At 33.3% G+C, this 19,593-nt stretch carries 14 protein-coding genes; 9 read left to right on the forward strand and 5 right to left on the reverse strand.

The window, feature by feature from the left end:
• Window positions 1-138 precede the first annotated feature (138 nt).
• The 3 genes from BMY33_RS06615 to BMY33_RS06625 all read left to right on the forward strand — a co-directional run bounded on the left by BMY33_RS06615 (window position 139) and on the right by BMY33_RS06625 (window position 7,957).
• Window positions 139-1,674 carry a glycine--tRNA ligase gene (locus BMY33_RS06615; RefSeq protein WP_091406864.1) on the forward strand — a complete coding sequence of 512 codons (1,536 nt, stop codon included), beginning with the start codon at window positions 139-141 and terminating at the stop codon, window positions 1,672-1,674.
• A gap of 135 nt (window positions 1,675-1,809) precedes the next feature.
• A complete protein-coding gene (locus tag BMY33_RS06620; RefSeq protein ID WP_091406865.1) occupies window positions 1,810-4,788 on the forward strand; it encodes a GEVED domain-containing protein in 2,979 nt (992 codons plus the stop codon).
• A gap of 178 nt (window positions 4,789-4,966) precedes the next feature.
• A complete protein-coding gene (locus BMY33_RS06625) occupies window positions 4,967-7,957 on the forward strand; it encodes a GEVED domain-containing protein (protein WP_091406867.1) in 2,991 nt (996 codons plus the stop codon).
• Here the strand turns inward: BMY33_RS06625 and BMY33_RS06630 are convergent.
• On the reverse strand, window positions 7,954-8,325 hold the full coding sequence (locus BMY33_RS06630) for a hypothetical protein (protein WP_091406870.1): 372 nt from the start codon (window positions 8,323-8,325) through the stop codon (window positions 7,954-7,956). The two genes, BMY33_RS06625 and BMY33_RS06630, sit on opposite strands and share 4 nt — an antisense overlap.
• Before the next feature lie 64 nt (window positions 8,326-8,389).
• Entirely contained in the window at window positions 8,390-11,830 is a 3,441-nt protein-coding gene (locus BMY33_RS06635; protein ID WP_342028416.1) for a hypothetical protein, read from the reverse strand.
• Between the two features lie 136 nt (window positions 11,831-11,966).
• On the opposite strand from BMY33_RS06635, the gene BMY33_RS06640 reads away from it, so the two are divergent.
• The 3 genes from BMY33_RS06640 (at window position 11,967) to BMY33_RS06650 (ending at window position 14,314) form a co-directional block, all read left to right on the forward strand.
• On the forward strand, window positions 11,967-12,395 hold the full coding sequence (locus BMY33_RS06640; RefSeq protein ID WP_091406873.1) for a cytochrome c oxidase assembly factor Coa1 family protein: 429 nt from the start codon (window positions 11,967-11,969) through the stop codon (window positions 12,393-12,395).
• Between the two features lie 112 nt (window positions 12,396-12,507).
• Entirely contained in the window at window positions 12,508-13,272 is a 765-nt protein-coding gene (locus tag BMY33_RS06645) for an exodeoxyribonuclease III (protein ID WP_091407220.1), read from the forward strand.
• A gap of 82 nt (window positions 13,273-13,354) precedes the next feature.
• A complete protein-coding gene (locus BMY33_RS06650) occupies window positions 13,355-14,314 on the forward strand; it encodes an OmpA/MotB family protein (RefSeq protein WP_091406874.1) in 960 nt (319 codons plus the stop codon).
• A gap of 69 nt (window positions 14,315-14,383) precedes the next feature.
• On the opposite strand, the gene BMY33_RS06655 is transcribed toward BMY33_RS06650, so the two are convergent.
• Window positions 14,384-14,788 (reverse strand): hypothetical protein, encoded by a 405-nt coding sequence (locus BMY33_RS06655; protein ID WP_139195604.1) that lies wholly within the window; start codon window positions 14,786-14,788, stop codon window positions 14,384-14,386.
• Window positions 14,789-15,070: 282 nt separating this feature from the next.
• On the opposite strand from BMY33_RS06655, the gene BMY33_RS06660 reads away from it, so the two are divergent.
• Complete coding sequence (locus tag BMY33_RS06660) at window positions 15,071-15,604, forward strand: hypothetical protein (RefSeq protein ID WP_091406878.1); 534 nt, start codon at window positions 15,071-15,073, stop codon at window positions 15,602-15,604.
• A gap of 107 nt (window positions 15,605-15,711) precedes the next feature.
• The gene (locus BMY33_RS06665; RefSeq protein ID WP_211482377.1) at window positions 15,712-16,008 is read left to right on the forward strand and encodes a hypothetical protein; all 297 of its coding nucleotides are present in this window, start codon (window positions 15,712-15,714) and stop codon (window positions 16,006-16,008) included.
• Between the two features lie 357 nt (window positions 16,009-16,365).
• Here BMY33_RS06665 and BMY33_RS06670 read toward each other — a convergent pair whose 3' ends face one another.
• Window positions 16,366-16,584 (reverse strand): hypothetical protein, encoded by a 219-nt coding sequence (locus BMY33_RS06670; RefSeq protein WP_091406881.1) that lies wholly within the window; start codon window positions 16,582-16,584, stop codon window positions 16,366-16,368.
• Between the two features lie 508 nt (window positions 16,585-17,092).
• On the opposite strand from BMY33_RS06670, the gene BMY33_RS06675 reads away from it, so the two are divergent.
• Window positions 17,093-18,124, forward strand: coding sequence for an aldo/keto reductase (locus tag BMY33_RS06675; protein ID WP_091406883.1), 1,032 nt, complete (start codon window positions 17,093-17,095; stop codon window positions 18,122-18,124).
• Between the two features lie 10 nt (window positions 18,125-18,134).
• On the opposite strand, the gene radA is transcribed toward BMY33_RS06675, so the two are convergent.
• The gene (radA, locus tag BMY33_RS06680) at window positions 18,135-19,502 is read right to left on the reverse strand and encodes a DNA repair protein RadA (protein WP_091406885.1); all 1,368 of its coding nucleotides are present in this window, start codon (window positions 19,500-19,502) and stop codon (window positions 18,135-18,137) included.
• Between the last annotated feature and the right edge of the window lie 91 nt (window positions 19,503-19,593).

A 19,593-nucleotide genomic window follows, 5' to 3' on the forward strand; every position in this document is an offset into this window, starting at 1 on the left:
TTTTAAAAACATAAATACGAACCACCATGTTATTAGTGACATGGTGGTTTTTTTGTGTTTTTGTCAGAAATTACTTTATACGGTCATTAATTAAATAAATTCGTTTTCAATTCTTGTAAATTCGGTTATTTTTGCGCCATGGCAAATCAAGAAGATAAATTTAAGAAAGTAATAGCCCACGCTAAGGAGTATGGGTATATTTTTGGTTCTAGTGAGATCTATGATGGATTGAGTGCGGTATATGATTACGGGCAGAATGGAGTAGAGCTTAAAAAGAATATAAGAGAATATTGGTGGAAAAGTATGGTGTATATGCACCAGAATATTGTAGGTTTAGATGCAGCCATATTTATGCACCCTACAACATGGAAAGCATCAGGTCACGTAGATGCATTCAATGACCCGTTAATTGATAATAAAGATTCTAAGAAAAGGTATAGAGCTGATGTATTGTTAGAAGATTATGCCGAAAAACAATATCAAAAGGCTCAAAAAGAGATAGCAAAAGCTAAAAAACGTTTCGGAGATTCTTTTGATGAAGAGCAATATGTTACTACTAATCCTAGGGTTGTAAAGTATCTTTCGGAACAACAAAGGGTATTGAAACGCATGGCAAAATCTTTAGAAAATGAAGATTTAGCTGATGTAAAAACTCTAATAGAAGAATTAGGAATAGCGGATCCAGAAACAGGCTCAAAAAATTGGACGGATGTAAGACAGTTTAATCTGATGTTTGGAACCAAACTCGGAGCTTCTGCAGAATCTGCTACAGATTTATTTTTAAGACCTGAGACTGCCCAAGGAATTTTTGTGAATTTCTCTAATGTTCAGAAAACTGGTCGAATGAAGATTCCTTTTGGGATTGCCCAAACAGGTAAAGCATTTAGAAATGAGATAGTGGCTAGACAGTTTATTTTTAGAATGCGGGAGTTTGAACAAATGGAAATGCAGTTTTTTGTGCGTCCAGGAGAAGAAATGAAATGGTATGAATATTGGAAAGAAACTCGTTTAAATTGGCATTTATCATTAGGGTTAGGAAAGGAAAATTATCGTTTTCATGATCATGATAAATTAGCTCATTATGCAAATGCAGCAGCAGATATAGAATTTAATTTTCCATTTGGATTTAAAGAGTTAGAAGGGATTCATTCTAGAACTGATTTTGATCTAAAAGCGCATGAAGAGTTCTCTGGTAAAAAATTACAGTTTTTTGATCCTGAATTAAAAGAAAGCTATGTGCCTTATGTAGTAGAGACTTCGGTAGGATTAGATAGAATGTTCTTGGCTGTGTTTTCTACAGCATTACAAGATGAAGAATTAGAAGATGGATCTAGTAGAGTAGTATTAAAATTACCGGCTGTTGTTGCACCTGTAAAAGCTGCGATTTTACCGTTAGTTAAAAAAGATGGCCTACCAGAGGTTGCGGAGAAAATTGTAAAAGATCTTAAATGGAAGTTTAATGTGGCATACGATGAAAAAGATGCGATAGGACGTCGTTACAGGAGGCAAGATGCTGCTGGAACTCCAATATGTATTACTGTAGATCACGATACATTAAATGATCAGTCAGTAACCATAAGAGATAGAGATACTATGGAGCAGAAACGTGTTCCGATTTCAGAACTTAAATCTATTATTTCCGAAAAAGTTGATCCTGAGTTTTGGTTAAAATAATTAGAATAAAAGAAACCGCTTTTTTAGCGGTTTTTTTGTTTTAAATGTAAAAAATGAATGTAATGTATTAGGGTTTTAGGGGAATCGCTTGTTTAATTATTACTAACTTAATTATCAAATCATTTAAATATAACTATGAGATCACAATTATTCTTTTTGTTTCTCTTTTTTGGGGCTTTAATAGGAAATGCACAAGAGAAAAAGATAAACAAAGCTTCGTCGGTTGTTAAAGCAATATATCTTGGAGAAACACCACCGTTAGCAGGACGAACATTAATACCTCCAAAACCTAGAACAGGAGAAATCAACCCTAGACGTACCAATGGGAGTAAAGTTGTTCCAGGGAAAGGGTCTTCAGGTATTGATCCATTGCGAGAAATACAAAGAAATGCTGCTGCAACCCATACAGGTAGAGCACCATCATTAGTTTTTGAAGTTAATTCTTCATCTTCTTCACCAACGGATCCTACAGGAGCAGTAGGACCAAATCATTATGTGAGTGCTAAAAACTCATCTTTTGCTATCCATGATAGAAGTGGTAATGTTTTGGTAGCTTCTAACTCATTAGCAAATATTTGGCCAGGAGAATCTTTAGGAGATCCAATAATATTTTATGATAACTATGAAGATCGATTTGTAATTACTCAGTTTAGTAATTCTCCTAATGGATTTTTGGTTGCAGTTGGTCAAGGACCAGATCCAGTAAATGATGGGTGGTATACATATCGTTTTAATACAAGTAGTTTTCCAGATTACACTAAATTTTCAATTTGGTCTGATGGATATTATGTAACCGCAAACAAAGACCAAGGATCTCAGGCAACTAATGAAGTAGTTTTTGCTTTAGAAAGAGAAAAACTATTAGAAGGAGATCCTAATGCACAAATGGTTGGGTTTTCTTTACCAGGAATAGAAGATAATGGGTTTTATAGCCCAGGTGGTTTTCATGTTACAGGTCCAGAATTACCTCCTGCAGGAGATATGAGGATTGTTTTTATGCAAGATGACTCTTGGCAAGGTGTATCGGATGATGCGTTAAAATTATGGACTGTTAATGTGAACTGGGAGAATCCCGCTTCTTCAACTATTGCAGAAGCAGAAGAGTTTACAGCAGATTCGAATGAGATAACGGATTTTGATTCAGTTTTTGATGGAGGGAGTTTTCAAAACCTTCCACAACCTGGAGGTGGACAAAACATCGATGCAATTCAATCTACTATGATGTATATGACAAGTTATAGAAGATTTTGCGATTATAATAGTGTGGTTATGAATTTTGTTGTAGATATCGATGATCGAGCAAATTCTGATAATATAGCTGCAATACGATGGTATGAATTACGTCAAGCAGGAGATGGTCAGCCTTGGACTGTTTATCAAGAAGGAACCTATGAATCACCTGATGGTAAAAGTGCATGGTGTGCTAGTATGGCTATGGATGCTTTTGGAAATATTGGTATGGGATATACAACTATGGGAACCACAGCTAATAACGCAACGGCAGATAGTTTTGCTTCTATAAGATATACTGGAAGATTGGCTAGTGATGCATTGGGAACTATGACAATTGCAGAGCAAACTATTGCTGAAGGAAGTGCTGATGATGTAAATTTTAGATATGGAGATTATGCGCAATTAACAGTAGATCCTATAGATGATCAATCTTTTTGGCATATAGGGGAATATTTTGAGAGTGCTGGTAATAATGCAAGAAATGTTGTAGGAGTATTTAAAATAGCAACAAATCCATCAAACGATGTAAGAATTGTTTCTATTGATTCTCCTTCGGATGATACATTAACGAACTCGGAAACCGTAACTGTGACTATTCAAAATTTAGGAACAACATCACAATCAAATATTCCTGTGAGTTATCAGGTTGATGGTGGAGCATTGGTAGATGAAGTATTTACCGGATCTGTTGCAGCTGGTGCAACAGCATCATTTAGTTTTAGTACTGTTGCGGATTTATCTGGAGCTAATTCTTTTGTGGTTTCTGCTAGAACTAATTTAACAAATGACGATAATCCACAAAATGATTGTAATTCTCGATTAGTTAAGAATATTAATGCTGTGGACTTATCTGTTTCTGCATTAGTTGCGCCAGAATCTAATGATCAACTTTCTGCTTCGGCTGATGTGACGATTACTATAAGAAATGTTGGAGCAGATGCTCAGTCTGATATCCCTGTTTCATACTCAGTGAATGGCGCAACAGTAGTGAATGGAATAGTTTCTGGACCCTTAGCTGCGGGTGAGAGTGTTGATTATACATTTAGTCAAACTGCGGACCTTTCTTCTTTTGGAACTTATAGTTTTGTATTGACTGTTTCTCAACCGGGAGATGGAGATACTTCTAATGATTCTATTACTGTAGAAGTGATTAAAGATATATGTGCGCCTACTTCTGATTGTTCTTTTGGAGATAATATAGTTTCTTTTGTGCTTTCTGATTTATCTAATACAGGTGTTGTTTGTAATACAGGATATGAAGATTTCAGAAATCTTACTGCAACTTTAGAAATAGCTACAGATTACGATGTTACTGTACAAAGTGGTTTTGCAAATGATGATGACGAAAAATTCTCTCTATGGATTGATTTTAATGATAATAGTACTTTTGAACCGTCAGAACAACTGGTTACTGACGGAATAATAACTGCTGCAAATACAGATGTTAATTTTCTAATTTCTATTCCTGCAGATGCACCTATTGGAGACCATTTAATGAGGGCTCGTGTTGGAGATACTAGTTTTGCAGGAGATCTTAACGATCCTTGTAATTCTATGAGTTATGGATCTACACATGATTATACAGTAAGTGTAGGAATCCCATTATCAGTACCTGATTTTGCAAGTGCTGTTGGAGAACTAATCGTAATAAGTGCTCCCGAGGATAAATATAACATACAGTTAAGTACAGAATTCGAAGGAAGATTAACATTTAATGTGCTTACATTGTCCGGACAAATACTAGTATCTAATTATATTACTAAGAATGGAAAAGGGGTTTATGAATATGATTTAGATATGTCATATGCGGCTTCTGGAATTTATATAATAAGTATGGGAGATAGTTCTAGTAGAATAACAGATAAAATAATTGTTAGATAAATTAGTTTATTTAATAAACAGTATAGCTTTTTAAACACAGGAGGTTTCTAGTATTGTAAGAAATCTCCTTTGTTTCCAGTAGAAACAATAGATTAAGTGTTTAGTTTTTACTATATTTTGAAGTTTAATTGTATTTTAGACCAAAAATCGAGATTATTCTCATCTTAAAAATTCTCTTATGCTATTGAAAAGGATCATTTTCTTTTCTTTTTTATTTTTCTGTGTAATTGGCTTTTCTCAAAACAAGAAAACGGCTACTGCTACTTTGGTTACTTCTTCTAGTTACATGAAGGAAGTAGGGCCATTGATTGGTAAAAAACTAATTCCTGAGACGCCTAGAGAAGGAGAAGTAAACCCTAAGAGAACAGATGCTAATAAAATTGTTCCTGGAAAAGGATTGCCAAAAGGGCAAGATCCCTTATTACAAAAACAAAAAAACACTAGCAATACTAGAGCGAATAGAACACCTTCATTAGTTTTTGAAACGAATTCTAGTACGGTTTCACCATCGGATCCAACAGGAGCTATAGGTCCTAACCATTATATAAGTGCTAAAAATTCTGCTTTTGCAATTCATGATAGAAATGGAAATGTATTAGTGCCTTCTACTTCCTTAGCAAATATTTTTCCTGGAGAATCTCTTGGAGATCCAATCGTTTTCTATGATAATTTTGCTGATCGATTTGTTATTACTCAGTTTAGTGATACACCTAATGGTTTTTTAGTTGCTATATGTAGAGGATCTGATCCTGTAAATGACGGTTGGTATACGTATCGTTTTAATACTGGTAGTTTTCCAGATTACACAAAATTTTCAATTTGGTCGGATGGATATTATATAACTGCTAATAAGGATCAAGGTCAGCAAATGACAAGTGAGGTAGTGTACGTTATAGATAGAGAACAAATGCTTGCAGGAGTTGATACGGCGCAAATGGTCGGGTTTCCTCTTCCTGGAGCAAGAATAGGAGGTTTTTATAGTCCAGCATCTTTTAATGCGATAGGAAGTACACTTCCACCTGAAGGAGATGCGAGAATTATTTATTTTCAGGATGATGATTGGCAAGGAGTTAGTGAAGATGCTTTAAAATTATGGACTATTAATGTAGATTGGATCAACCCACAACAATCTACAATAACTGAGGCAGAAGAGTTAACCGTAAGTAATGGAAATATTACTTCTTTTGATTCTACATTTGATGGAGGCTCCTTTGCAAATCTTCCACAGCCAGGATCGGATGGTCAAGATATTGATGTATTACAGGGAACTGTCATGTTTGCTACTAATTATAGAAGATTTTGTAATTATAATTCAGTAGTATTAAACTTTCCTGTGGATATTGATAGTCGTCAAGATTTAGATAATATTTCTGGAATTAGATGGTATGAACTTCGTCAGAATGGTGATGATCAACCTTGGTCAGTTCATCAAGAGGGTACATATACCTCTCCCGATGGTAAAAGTGCTTGGTGTGCAAGTATGGCTATGGATATTTTTGGAAATATCGGAATGGGTTACACTACGATGGGTACTATTGATAATGGAGCAAGCCAAAATAGTTTTGCTTCTATTAGGTATACTGGGCGACTGGCAGAAGATCCTTTGGGAACAATGACTTTTACTGAGCAAACAATTGCCGTAGGTACTGATGTTGATAAAACTACAAGAAATCGTTATGGGGATTATGCGCAAATGACTGTAGATCCCTTGGATGATCAAACTTTTTGGCATATTGCGGAGTATTTTGAGAATTCAGGAAACAATGCTAGAAACATTGTAGGTGTTTTTAAAATTGCAGAAAATGTAGCCAATGATGTAGGCGTTGTTAGTATAGATGCTCCAGAAGATGCTACTTTTTCTACTTCTGAAGTTATTACAGTTACAATTAAGAATTTTGGTACAACAACGCAAAGTAACATTCCAGTAAGTTATTCTATCAATGGAGGAAGTGCAGTGGACGAAATTTTTACTGGATCTATTTCTGCTGGGCAAACCGCATCATTTACGTTTAATACTACTGCAGATTTAACAATTGGAAATACATCTTTCATTTCGGCAGAAACTAATCAGGTAGGTGATGTAACTCCAGAAAACGACTGTACAACTAAAGAGGTTTCTAATTTATTTTTGAATGATGTAGGAGTGATAAGTTTGGTTTCTCCTGTATCTGGAGGAGGTCTTTCTTCTACTGAAACTGTCACAGTGTTAATAAGGAATTATGGAGGTTCTCCACAATCTAACATCCCTGTTTTTTACACACTTGATGGAGGAACTCCTGTTAACGAAGTTTTTACAGGGACTATTGCTGTTGGAGAATCAGCAGAATATACGTTTACAGTTACAGCCGATTTATCAGAATTTTCAAGTTATTCATTTGAGATTGGTACTGCTCTGACTACAGATGAAGATAATCTTAATGATGTAATCACAAGAGTAGTTGTTCATCAACTATGTTCACCAACATCGGATTGCTCACGATTTGGGGATGGATTGTCTTCTTTCGAACTTTCTAATATATCAAACCAGAATATTGAATGTGGAGATGGTTACGAGGATTTTACGAGTATGGTAATTAATCTTGATAAGTCCATAGGAGTATATGCACTAACAGTTCAAGCAGGTTTCGCAGAAGGTGATGCAGAACAGTTATCATTATGGATAGATTTTGATGATGATACTGTTTTTGAAGATGAAGAATTGATTATTAGTAATGAAGTGATTTCTGAAGAAAATGTAAATCAGACTTTTCTTTTTTCACTAAATAATGATGCACCATTAGGTACTCATTTATTAAGAGTTAGAGCTGGTGATACGAATACTAATAATGGATCGGATCTTAATGATCCTTGTGGATCCATGCAGTTTGGTACTACACATGATTATACTGTAGAAATAGGAGAGAATACAAACCCTAATTCAGATCTTATCGTAATTAGTCAGCCTAATAATCAATTTTTGATTACGATGAGTGATATCAACGCTGATGATATTCTTAGGCTGAGCATATTTACAATTACAGGAAAAACTATAGTTTCTAATTTAGTAGAAAAAGATGCGAATAGTAGATTTACATATTTAGTCGATATGTCTTATGCTAGTTCAGGTATTTACTTTGTTCGATTAGGGGGCGGTAAGACCGGAAAATCGGCAAAGTTTTCTGTGAATTAATCAGTACGTTTACTTATTTCTTGTATTGAGACAGGTCTTGCTTCTTTACATCTACTGTTCATTCTTAGGTCACTATATTTTACCCATACCTTATCTGGCATGTCGTCAGTTTTAAAGAAATCTTGAATATTTATTGGGTCTAATTTATCTGCATATTTTTCTACTGTAAGAACATATGGACAGTCTTTAGATTTACTAGTGGATAATGTTCCTTTTGTAAAACCTTTTTGGATCATTTCTTTAGAATTTATAAGTTGAGCACTTTCTTTTCCATCTTCACTCTTTTTTCCATCTGCTCCTTGAGTTGTTATGCAGCTATAAGAAAGTAAAGAAATCAACACAAGGCAAGTTTTAAGAATATTTTTCATTGTTATTTGGATTTAGTTTTAAGAATTACAAATTATATTTTTTTATTTAAAGATGAGCATAAAATTAAAAATATGCTCTAAGTTGAACGCTACCTGTATGAATTGTACTTGTTGTTTCGCTTTTCCTGCCTAAATAAGATATATTAAGGTCTAAATACTTGGTTAGTTTTTTTTGCGCTAAAAAGGACCAAGTATAATTATCTCCTGGTTGTAAGCCATTAAGCAGTTGATATCCAATAGGAGAGAAGGCGTTTCCTGTGAAATCGTTATTGAAATAGTTAAATTCTCCGGTTATAGAAATCTGTTGTTTATTCGCATACGCAAATGAAACACCTAGTTTTTGTTGTGTAAGCACTTCTTCTCCTGAAATGTTTTCTTGATCATTTAAAAGGTAAAAGATGCTAAACTGTGTTTGAGGCGATAGTAAATAAGATAATTTTGGTTCAATTTTATAGCCTTCCAGAATATAGTTTCTATTAGCGAAATTTTCTGAGATACTCTCTGTCTTAATAAGTTCGTTTTTAAGATCAAAAAGCCAGGTTTTCGCCATTTTATGTGCAAATGTCAATTGGTGATTATCTATTGTGTTTTCCTGAAGTCCTGTAACTTGTAAATTGGTATTTTTTGTAGAAAGAAAAGAGTATGATGTAGTGTAGCGTTGTTTTCCTCGATTAAAGAATAACGTATTTCTAAAACTTAAGTTTAATGCTAATTCATTATCATTTTTTTTAAAAGGATTTAAGTCAAAGGAACTATCATCTCGCAAGTTTTTTCGATCAACAATGTAAGATGTTTGATTATAAAAATGTGATAATAGTTTTTTGGTTTTGTTGTTGGATCCAGACCAAGAAAGAGGGTTTAATGTTATGATTTGACTTAATCGATTTTGATGAGTTTTTATGAAAAGTTGATTAGGTAATAATACTCTTAGGTAAATGGCTTCATCCGTGAACTGAGCGATTTCAAATTCTTCTAATTCTTGTATTCCATTGTTATTATAGTCATTCCAGGTATAGGTACCTTGTCCTGGGTCGACCTGCACGTAAGTGAATTCTTGCTGAGGTAACGTTCCACTATTTGTTTCGAAAACAGTATTCCAATTGATTTTTCCGTTAAAAAATTTCTGATTGTATAGCAACCTTGAGTTTAGAGATTCTTCATCCTCTCTGTTCTGATCCTCATTATTAAGTGTTCTATAGTTAACAAATAAAGATAATTGAGTGTTTGTTGTATTTAGTAAGTTGGATTTTAGAAAATAGGTGTTAGAGGTGCTTACTTTATCTAAAAGATTATTTCTAACACTATCATTGATTCGATGTCTATATCCAACTTCTGCATAGATTTTTGTACTATCACCTACTCCACTGTAGATCTCGTAGGATTTAAACCTTTGTGTATTTAATGTAAAAGTTTGATCACTTAAATTTATTTCTTTATTTTCCTCGATTCCTATTTTGGTTCCGATCCAGTTTTTTGGAAAGCTATAAGTTAGAATATTATAGATTCTGAAAAATCTTGAATCTAAGTTAGCATTATTACTATTCAGTAAACTTGAATATAAAGAAATGCCAAGATTATTTAATTTTAATTCTGTGTTTAGTAGGTGTCGATTTCCATTGTAATTTTCTGAAAAATTAAGATGTTGAAAGGAATATCGTGTGAATCCTTTTTTTGGATGAAGTAATTCTAATCCAGATGTAAAAAACTGCTGATCGCCCAAAGGATTGGTTAAGTTCCAATCTCGGTTAAATTCTATGTTGTAAATCCGTTCAATGCTTTTAAATTCCTTTTGGATATAATCTCCTGTGGCAAATGCATTCATGGTCCAACTACTATCTCTAGAAAAGACATTTTGTTTGACTTGTAATCTTCCTGCTACTCCATCATTGTTGTCATCATCAATATCAGAAAAAAGATTTAAATCATTTTTACTTCCAGAAATTTCAAACGCTACGGATGTTTTCTCGTTAGGGATATAAGATCCTTGAACCACTGCTGTCTGAAGTTTAGTAGGAGCTACTAACTGTATTACAGGAGCATAATTACCTTGTCGTATTCCATTAACGGGAGCGACATATTCAAAAATCCTGCTAATAGTAGTTACGTCCCCCACAATATAATCACCTTGATTATCTCCTACTAGAGAGAAACGAACATTAAATAATTCATCTTCTGGGTTACTAGAAAACACAAAAACTTCTTGTCCTTCTATTATATCCCTTCTGTAAAGAATTTTGTTTTCGCTAAAAACATCAGGAACTGCAGACGGAGAAATCATTTGTGAAGTATCATCACCAGCGTTGGATAAGATTTCTTTTTGTGGATCACTTAGGTTTTGTTGTAGTGGTTGGTTTTTAGCATCATTTTCTGAATATACAAAAGCGCCGATTTTTAGCTTGTCACTTGTGTGTTCACCACCACCATAAACAATGATCCTAGAGTAATTTCGTTCTGTTGTTTGGTATTCTATAGATATCCTCATATCTGATGTAATGGGGTAGGTTGGGTTAAAACGTACTTCTCCAGCATTGTAATCAACAATATAATCCTTGTTTTCACCTCTTTCTAATAGTAAACCATTCACATATACCCGTTCACTCCCAGAAACTATGAGAATAAATAATTCTCCATTAGGACCAGTTAATTTATAAGGACCTTGATTACCTTCTTGCCCAGTAAACTGACTTCTGGTAAAGACACCTCTTACTAAAGCTCCTGAAGCAAATAAATCGGTCTTAGATTCGGGATGGTTTAAGGTTCCATTGATAGATATACCTTGTACGTTTTTAGTAAATCTATTAAAGTAACTAGTGGTATTCTGTAATTGTACATCACCAGCTCTTACATTCCAATTTTTACTATATAGTTCTATAAAAACTTGATCGAATTCATCTAAGTTTTGCGAATAGCCACTTTGTTGTACAGGTACATTCGCATCCTGAATAGATGCTCTTAGAGATATATTATCACTTATTTTACCGGAGATTTGTAAATCTAATTCAGAGTTCAAAACGGTACTTTGGTTACTACCTACGGTAACGCCTCTTGATATACTTCCGTTCGTGGTAAGTCCGTCAAAAGGAGTGAATTCTTTCTTGTTATTGGCTTCAGATAAGCTATATAATTTTTGAAGGTTACCATTTTCTTCAACAATAATAGATGGATCAAATTCAAAATATTTTTTGGTCAAAAAATCAGGGTAACGAAAGTATTGTATTGTAATTGAATCGTTTTGTGATTTTAGCTGTGGTGATAATATAACAGAGGCATTCTCATAATTCACTTTATATAGCGTACTATCAATAGCTGCTCCTTGTTTGGAAAGTAATTTAAATTTAAAAGAATTAATACTTACAGAGTCAATACGGATAGTATCAGTAACATGTACTTTTTTACTTCTGAAATTACCAAAAGTATCTTGACCTAGTAAACTACTGGTGCTAAAGAATAATAAAAAACCTAAAACCGTAAAAATACGCATCGATACAAAACTAAAGTTTTTCACTTACAGAGACTTGCTAAGCTTCTTAAATTACTATGATTTATGCAACAATTATTGATTGGAAAGGTTTTTATAATAGCAATAACGATAAAAGTAAGATTAAGTTTTATTAGTCAGTAATAATTTAAATAAAAAATTTATGACCGATTATATAGATAAAAAAAGCTGGTGGCGTAAGAACAGAAGTTGGGTTTTAGGGTTGTTAGCTTTGATTAGCGGATTTGTAATGACCATATTGGTACTTTTAGGAAAACCAATAGGAGATTTTACCAAAGCTATGGTAGATCCATCTGTATATGACAATGCTTTTGATATGGTGCAAGACGACGAACGTGTTATTGAGCTGTTGGGAGAAGTACAGCCAATTAGTGTTTTTGAGCTTTTGGAAGGAGAGGTTCGATATGCCGAAGAAGGTAAAGCGATTATAACGGTTGGGATAAAAGGATCTAAGCAAAAAGGAAAAATGGATGTCGTAGCAAATAAAAGAAATGATAGTTGGCAATACCAAACGATTAGAATCCGAACTAAAAAACCAAAGAAAACCATTGAGGTTTTAGAAAGTAAATAACGTTAACCTATTTTGTAATTACTAGCGTATGTTAGAATGAATATTTGTGCAGGTATCATTACGATAAAAAGTAATTTTTAAAATATCTTAGCTGATGTTTTTAAAATATACTATGAAAATAATATCATACAACGTAAACGGAATCCGTGCAGCACTAAAAAAAGGATTTATAGAATGGTTGCTACAAGCAAATCCAGATGTGATTTGTTTGCAGGAAATTAAGGCAAATAAAGAGCAGTTAGATTTAGATGTTTTTGCAGATGCAGGATACAAATATAACTATTGGTATAGCGCACAGAAAAAAGGATATAGTGGTGTCGCTATTTTATCTAAAACAGAGCCAGATCATATAGAGTACGGAACTGGTATCGATTATATGGATCATGAAGGGCGTAATCTTAGAGCTGATTTTAATGGTGTTTCTATTATGAGTTTATATCTACCAAGTGGAACGAATATAGAACGTGTAGACCATAAACTTAAGTTTATGGATGACTTTCAGGAGTATATTAATGAGTTAAAAAAATCACATCCTAATCTAGTAATTCTAGGAGATTATAATATTTGTCATCAAGCAATTGATATTCATGATCCGGTACGTAATAAAAACGTGTCAGGGTTTCTACCTGTAGAGAGAGAATGGATTGGTAATTTTATGGAAAGTGGATTTATAGATTCCTTCAGACATTTTAATGCAGATCCTCATAATTATTCTTGGTGGAGTTACAGAGCTAATGCTAGAGCCAATAATAAAGGTTGGCGTTTGGATTATGGGATGGTAGCACAACCGCTAAAAGATAAGTTAGAAAGAGCGGTTATTCTATCAGAAGCAAAGCATAGTGATCATTGTCCGATCATGGTAGAATTAAATATGTAAGAAATTGTCACACTGAGCCTGTCGAAGTGTTAAAACCTGTCTAGTTTTCGACAAGTTCAGATTGACTTAAACAGAAAAAATTATGATAAAAAGAATTGCGATACTAATATGTATAGGAACATTTGCTACTTCGTGTGTTTCTTCTAAAGTACACAAGGAGCTAGAAGGCAAATATTCTCGATTAAAAAGGGATAATAGAAAGTTGCAGGATACCTATAAAGTTTTACAAAAAACTAGTGATGCGGATAAACTGGCATTGGATCAGCTCAATAAGGAGTATGAAAAAACTAGAGCAGAAAGAGATGAATTGAGAACCAAATATGATGCGCTTTCTACAAATTATGAGAATTTAAAAAATTCATATGACGCTTTAGGTGAGAATAGCGCCGCTGCTCTTAATGCAAATAATAAGAGAAATAGAGAGTTATTGTCCCAGCTAGAAGATAAAGAAAGAACATTAGCCGCAGAACGAAATCGTCTAGAAAAACTGCAGAGAGATTTAGAGAGTCGTTCTAAAAGAGTAGATGAATTAGAAGGATTGATTGCAGCAAAGGATGCTAAAATGCAAGCCCTAAAAAGTGCTATTTCTAAAGCTTTACGAAATTTTGAAGGAAAGGGATTAACGGTCGAAGAACGAAATGGTAAAGTGTATATCTCTATGGAAAACAAACTGTTATTTGCTTCTGGTAGTTGGGCGGTAGGAACGCAGGGAAGACAGGCGGTAAAACAATTAGGATCTGTTTTAGGAGAAAATAATGATATTGCTGTACTTATAGAAGGTCATACGGATAATGTACCATATACTGGTAATGGTCAGTTAAAAGGAAACTGGGATTTATCTACCAAGAGAGCAACGGCAATTGTAAATCTTTTATTAGAGAATCCACAAATAGATGCACAGAATCTCACCGCTGCAGGAAGAGGAGAGTTCTCTCCAGTGGCATCTAATGAGACATCAACTGGTAAGGCAAAGAACAGAAGGATAGAAGTAATCTTAACTCCTAAATTAGATGAAATATCTAAATTATTAAATGATATATAGTAGTAAATAGAAAGTATAAAAAAAAGCGCTCATTTGAGCGCTTTTTTTTATACTTTCTAGTATGTAAACTTAGTTGAATAGACTATTCAAAATGTTTTCTACATCAGCATCTTGATTAACTCTTAACTCCTCTTTCAATTTTAAAAGTTTCGATTGAAAAGTTTCGATTACACGTTCAGCGTTCATTTTATCTAAAACGACAACCTTTCCAGCAGAAGTTAATAAGTTGTATTGATAATGTTTTAATTCTTTTGCTTTTTTAGGATCTAATTTTCTTTCAACAGATACAGTGCCTTTTCCAGTAACAATAGAGATTACGCTTCCTTGTGCAGTAACTTTTTCGGTTTGCTCATTAAGATCCGTAGCAAGGCTATATACTTGATCGAAAATTTCAGTCATTCTAGACCAATCTTCCTGTGCTTGAATAGTTGATCCTGCGCCTACCATAAGTAAAAGTAGAAATAATTTTTTCATAATATTTGGGTGTTATAATAATTTAGTATCAAAACTACGTATTTGATTTCACGTATTCCAAAACGGAATAAATATAAATTTAGTATTAAAGTTATCTTAAAAACTGCTTTAAAATAACTATTTTAATTTGAAGTTTCCAAAAAGTATGCCACGAATTTAGGAAACAAAAATAAAATCCTTAATTATGCATATAGTAAAATTCTTAAAAATAAAGGAGATAGATAACAAAAGAACATTCTCAGACGTTTATAATACCCAAATTAATTTAAAACCATACAGCAAATGAAGAGGTTATCCATTTTTATAATAGTAGTATTATCTGTGATTAAAGGTGTGAGTCAGGAAAGCGAAGAAGAATACTACGAAGAAGAAGAAACGCAAAGTGATGAGTATTCAGAAGATGGTGAAGAACAGGAAGAAGACCAAGGCACTTATTTTGATTTTTATCAATATTTTGATTTCACCAATGATCAGTATTCCAATGTCTTAGATAAAGTAAGTGATATGGATTCTGAAGAAGAGAATTTATTATATGAATTTGTGGTAGCAGTTAATCAAGATAAAGTATTAAAAGGTCGTTTATTCGGCGAATTGGTTACGAAGCCTAAAAAAAAGAGTCGTTATAAAGGTAAAGACAGTCCTGGTTTTATTTGTGTTTTACGTGGTCTTATAGAAAATAAAACCGTGTATGATGCAATAATTAATGATGGTCGCGCTTCTGAGAATCAGGCTAGAAATGCAGCGGCACTTTCCGAAAGAACTGTTCGCAGAAAATGCGGTGTAACCAAAAAAGTGAATGAAGTAGAGGAGCAATAAGGATTATTAAAAAACACCTATCTTTGTGATGTACTTAGGTACACGTTCTTTGCAAAACCATACTCCATAGTTTTTGAATTAAATATTAATTTTTTAAAACTATGATTATGAATTGGAAAATTCAAAAGCTATTGAATGGTGAGACGATTGTCTCCAAAGAACCGGGTAATTCTATGTTACCAATCTTACGATCAAAACAACCCGTTGTATTGGAACCCGTAAACTGGGAGGATTGCGAAGCGGGAGACATTGTTTTTTGTAAAGTAAGAGGAAACTGTTTTACACATTTAGTCAAAGGCAAAAATGTAAAACGAGGATTACTAATCGGTAATAACCGAGGTCGCATCAATGGATGGACCAAAAATGTATATGGTAAAGTAATAGAGATATTACCAATGTCATAATAGTAGCGCGATAAGCGCTTTTTTTGTTTCCAAAAGCTACCTAAAGATGAATAATAGATCAAACCGGTAAAGTTGTAACTTGTCTATAAGCTTGGTTTATATTCTACATTTCTTTTTCAAAGTATTAGTTTTTACAATATAATCTCCGTTCCTTATGGTGTATACAACTGCATAAAAAAAACGACCATTTCCCTCAATCAAACTCTTGCTTCCCTCATTATTGCTTTTGTCACTCATAGAAAGATAATACTTTTATATCAATCTAAAGAATAATAAGTGTTGGATGAGTGAGGAATTAATTTTTAGGTTGGTTAGTTGTGAAACGGATGTGGTAATGGGGTAACTGCATCCGTTTTTTTATTCCATAAGTAAGTGTTCTTTGTATATTTCTCGAACAAGTTTGTTATAAGAATTTTTGTTAATTACGACTCTATTTTCTTTTATCTCCATTAAAGGGTTATAACGTTGTAATACTTTTTGGACTATTTCTTTATTAATAAGAGTTTTGGAAGCTATTCTATAAACTGCAAATTGTTTGTTTTCTGAAGTAAGGTCTTTGTAGTACGTGTTTAACATTATAATCCCTAAATGATTAAGTTTGATTTGTTTAAATGTATAAAAAAATATACATATAATTATAATTATATATATTTATATACATATATTTTTCTAAGAAGTAATTGTAAACAAAAAAAAGAGCTTCTATTAGTGAAGCTCTTTTTCCGGTTAAAAAAGTATAGGGTTTGATAAAAAACACCCTTTTTTCGAGGTCATCAATGAACCTCATTTTGGTTGGTATAAATTTGTTTAGTTTTTGTTCATCATCATAAGAATTAGTTGCTTTCTTAGATGTTTATAGTATTGGAATAATTATACCATAAAACAAAAGTGAAAACAACAATTTGACAATCAGCTAGTTATAGGTTTTTTGAATATTTTTGATTCATTATTATGTAGATATTTTAGATCATTACTGTGGATAATATTCTCGCATTGGAGTTTATTATGATAATTTTTTGAATAAGTAAAAAGAGAGTTTTTATTTTTGAATCTTTATGTATTTAGAAAATTAGCCAATTAGAGAATGAAGTATACAACATTACCAAATACGGATATTAAAGTTAGTAAAATATGTCTAGGTTCTATGACATGGGGAGAACAAAACACGGAACTTGAAGGTCATCAACAGATAGAATATGCGATTAGTCAAGGGGTTAATTTTATTGATACTGCAGAACTTTATTCTGTGCCTGCAAAAAAAGAAACTCAAGGAAGTACCGAGAAAATTATTGGAACTTGGTTAAAGGAGTCCGGAAAAAGAGATGAGGTAGTAATTGCTTCAAAAATAGTGGGGCCAGCCGAGTTTTCTAAACACATAAGAAATAAAGGTTTTGATAAAAAAGAGATTGAAGATGCCGTTCATAAAAGTTTAGAACGATTACAAACTGATTATATAGATTTATACCAGTTGCACTGGCCAGAAAGGCATACTAATTATTTTGGACAACTGGGGTATACGCATGATAATGAACACACTTGGAAAGATAATTTTTCCGAAGTTTTAGAGAGTCTTAATGGTTTTGTAAAACAAGGTAAAATAAGGCAAATAGGTGTTTCTAATGAGACTGCATATGGTATGATGCGTTACACGGAAGAAGCTAGAAATGGAGCTCCAAAAATGATTACCATTCAAAACCCATATAATTTATTAAATAGAAAGGATGAAATAGGTCTTGTAGAGGTTTTGCATCGTGAAAATGTAGGGCATTTACCGTATTCTCCACTCGGTTTCGGAATGCTTACAGGTAAATACCTAGAGGAGATTCCTAAAAACTCTAGAGTAGATCTTTTTCCTAATTACAATCGGTATATGAATGAGAATAGTTTTAAAGCAACTAGATTATATAATGAGATTGCTAAAAAACACAATATTAGTTTGACACAATTATCATTGGCATTTGTTAATCAGCAACCTTTTGTAACAAGTAATATTATTGGAGCTACTTCTATAGAGCAACTAAGAGAAAACATTGGTAGTATTGATGTTGTATTATCAGAACAGATAATAAATGAAATTAATGAAGTTCATGCGCAAATACCTAATCCAGCACCTTAAGGATTAGAAATTATCCAAATAAATATTCAACTATGTCTTCAATTTTAGCAACTAATTGGATATTGATAGTCGTATTTTTTTGAGAAATTTTATTGTATTTAGAGACGAAAATAGTAGCAAAACCTAATTTTTCGGCCTCCTGAATTCTCTGTTCTACTTTGTTAATAGGTCTAATTTCTCCTGCAAGACCAACTTCTGCTGCAAAACAAAAATCTTTGGGTATCGGGATATCTTCGTTAGAAGATAATATCGCTGCTACTACAGCTAGATCAATCGCTGGATCATCTACCGAAATTCCACCTGTTATATTCAGAAATACGTCCTTTGCTCCTAATCTAAATCCTGCACGTTTTTCTAATACCGCAAGAATCATATTTAGACGTTTTAGGTTGTAGCCTGTAGCACTCCGCTGCGGTGTTCCATAGACTGCTGTGCTTACGAGCGCCTGTATTTCTATCATTAACGGTCTCATACCTTCGACAGTTGCTGCGATAGCCGTACCACTTAACTCCTCTTCTTTTTTTGAGATCAAAATTTCACTAGGATTTGTAACTTCTCTTAATCCACTTCCTAGCATTTCATAAATTCCTAATTCTGACGTAGAACCGAAACGATTTTTTAGAGCTCTTAAAATTCTATATACATGATTTCTATCCCCTTCAAACTGGAGTACAGTATCTACCATATGTTCCAGAATTTTAGGTCCGGCAATATTTCCATCTTTTGTAATATGACCAATAAGGATTACCGGAGTAGCCGTTTCTTTAGCAAATTTGATAAGTTCTGTTGTACATTCTCTAATTTGAGAAATACTTCCTGGACTACTTTCTATATAGTCACTATGCAATGTTTGTATTGAATCTATGATGACTATGTCTGGTTCAGTAGCTTCAATTTGTCTAAAAATGTTCTGGGTTTTGGTTTCGGTAAGAATTAAACAATTATCAGTTTTAGATTGAATACGTTCTGCACGCATTTTAATTTGTTTTTGACTTTCTTCGCCTGAAACGTATAATGTTTTATATGGGAGTTTTAAACTAATCTGTAATAGTAATGTACTTTTTCCTATACCAGGTTCTCCTCCTAATAAAGTAAGAGATCCAGGAACAATCCCTCCTCCAAGGACTCTATTTAATTCTACATCATCGGTATTGTATCTAGCTTCATGACTAGTATCGATTTCAGAAATTTTTAAGGGTTTTGAGATTCTTTTTTCCTTCGAAGAGGAGCTAGGATCTTTCCAATCATTTTTAGAAGCTTTCTGAACTACTTCTTCTGCGATGGTATTCCATTCTTTGCATGAAGTACATTGTCCTTGCCATTTAGCATATTGAGCGCCACAATTTTGGCAGAAAAAAACAGTTTTGGTTTTGGCCATAGCTTATTAATTGTAGGTAAAAATACTATTATTTAGGTTGGTTTTGCAACTAGTTTGAAAACAAAAAGATCCCAAAACTGGGATCTTTTCT

Source organism: Aquimarina amphilecti, assembly GCF_900109375.1.
GTDB lineage: Bacteria > Bacteroidota > Bacteroidia > Flavobacteriales > Flavobacteriaceae > Aquimarina > Aquimarina amphilecti.

Bases quoted from the DNA above. Each gene is read 5' to 3' on its own strand.
- BMY33_RS06675 (WP_091406883.1), top strand. From the start codon at position 17,093: ATGAAGTATACAACATTACCAAATACGGATATTAAAGTTAGTAAAATA.
- BMY33_RS06630 (WP_091406870.1), bottom strand. From the start codon at position 8,325: ATGAAAAATATTCTTAAAACTTGCCTTGTGTTGATTTCTTTACTTTCT.
- BMY33_RS06660 (WP_091406878.1), top strand. From the start codon at position 15,071: ATGAAGAGGTTATCCATTTTTATAATAGTAGTATTATCTGTGATTAAA.
- radA (WP_091406885.1), bottom strand. From the start codon at position 19,502: ATGGCCAAAACCAAAACTGTTTTTTTCTGCCAAAATTGTGGCGCTCAA.
- BMY33_RS06670 (WP_091406881.1), bottom strand. From the start codon at position 16,584: ATGTTAAACACGTACTACAAAGACCTTACTTCAGAAAACAAACAATTT.
- BMY33_RS06640 (WP_091406873.1), top strand. From the start codon at position 11,967: ATGACCGATTATATAGATAAAAAAAGCTGGTGGCGTAAGAACAGAAGT.
- BMY33_RS06655 (WP_139195604.1), bottom strand. From the start codon at position 14,788: ATGAAAAAATTATTTCTACTTTTACTTATGGTAGGCGCAGGATCAACT.
- BMY33_RS06620 (WP_091406865.1), top strand. From the start codon at position 1,810: ATGAGATCACAATTATTCTTTTTGTTTCTCTTTTTTGGGGCTTTAATA.
- BMY33_RS06645 (WP_091407220.1), top strand. From the start codon at position 12,508: ATGAAAATAATATCATACAACGTAAACGGAATCCGTGCAGCACTAAAA.
- BMY33_RS06615 (WP_091406864.1), top strand. From the start codon at position 139: ATGGCAAATCAAGAAGATAAATTTAAGAAAGTAATAGCCCACGCTAAG.
- BMY33_RS06665 (WP_211482377.1), top strand. From the start codon at position 15,712: ATGAATTGGAAAATTCAAAAGCTATTGAATGGTGAGACGATTGTCTCC.
- BMY33_RS06625 (WP_091406867.1), top strand. From the start codon at position 4,967: ATGCTATTGAAAAGGATCATTTTCTTTTCTTTTTTATTTTTCTGTGTA.
- BMY33_RS06650 (WP_091406874.1), top strand. From the start codon at position 13,355: ATGATAAAAAGAATTGCGATACTAATATGTATAGGAACATTTGCTACT.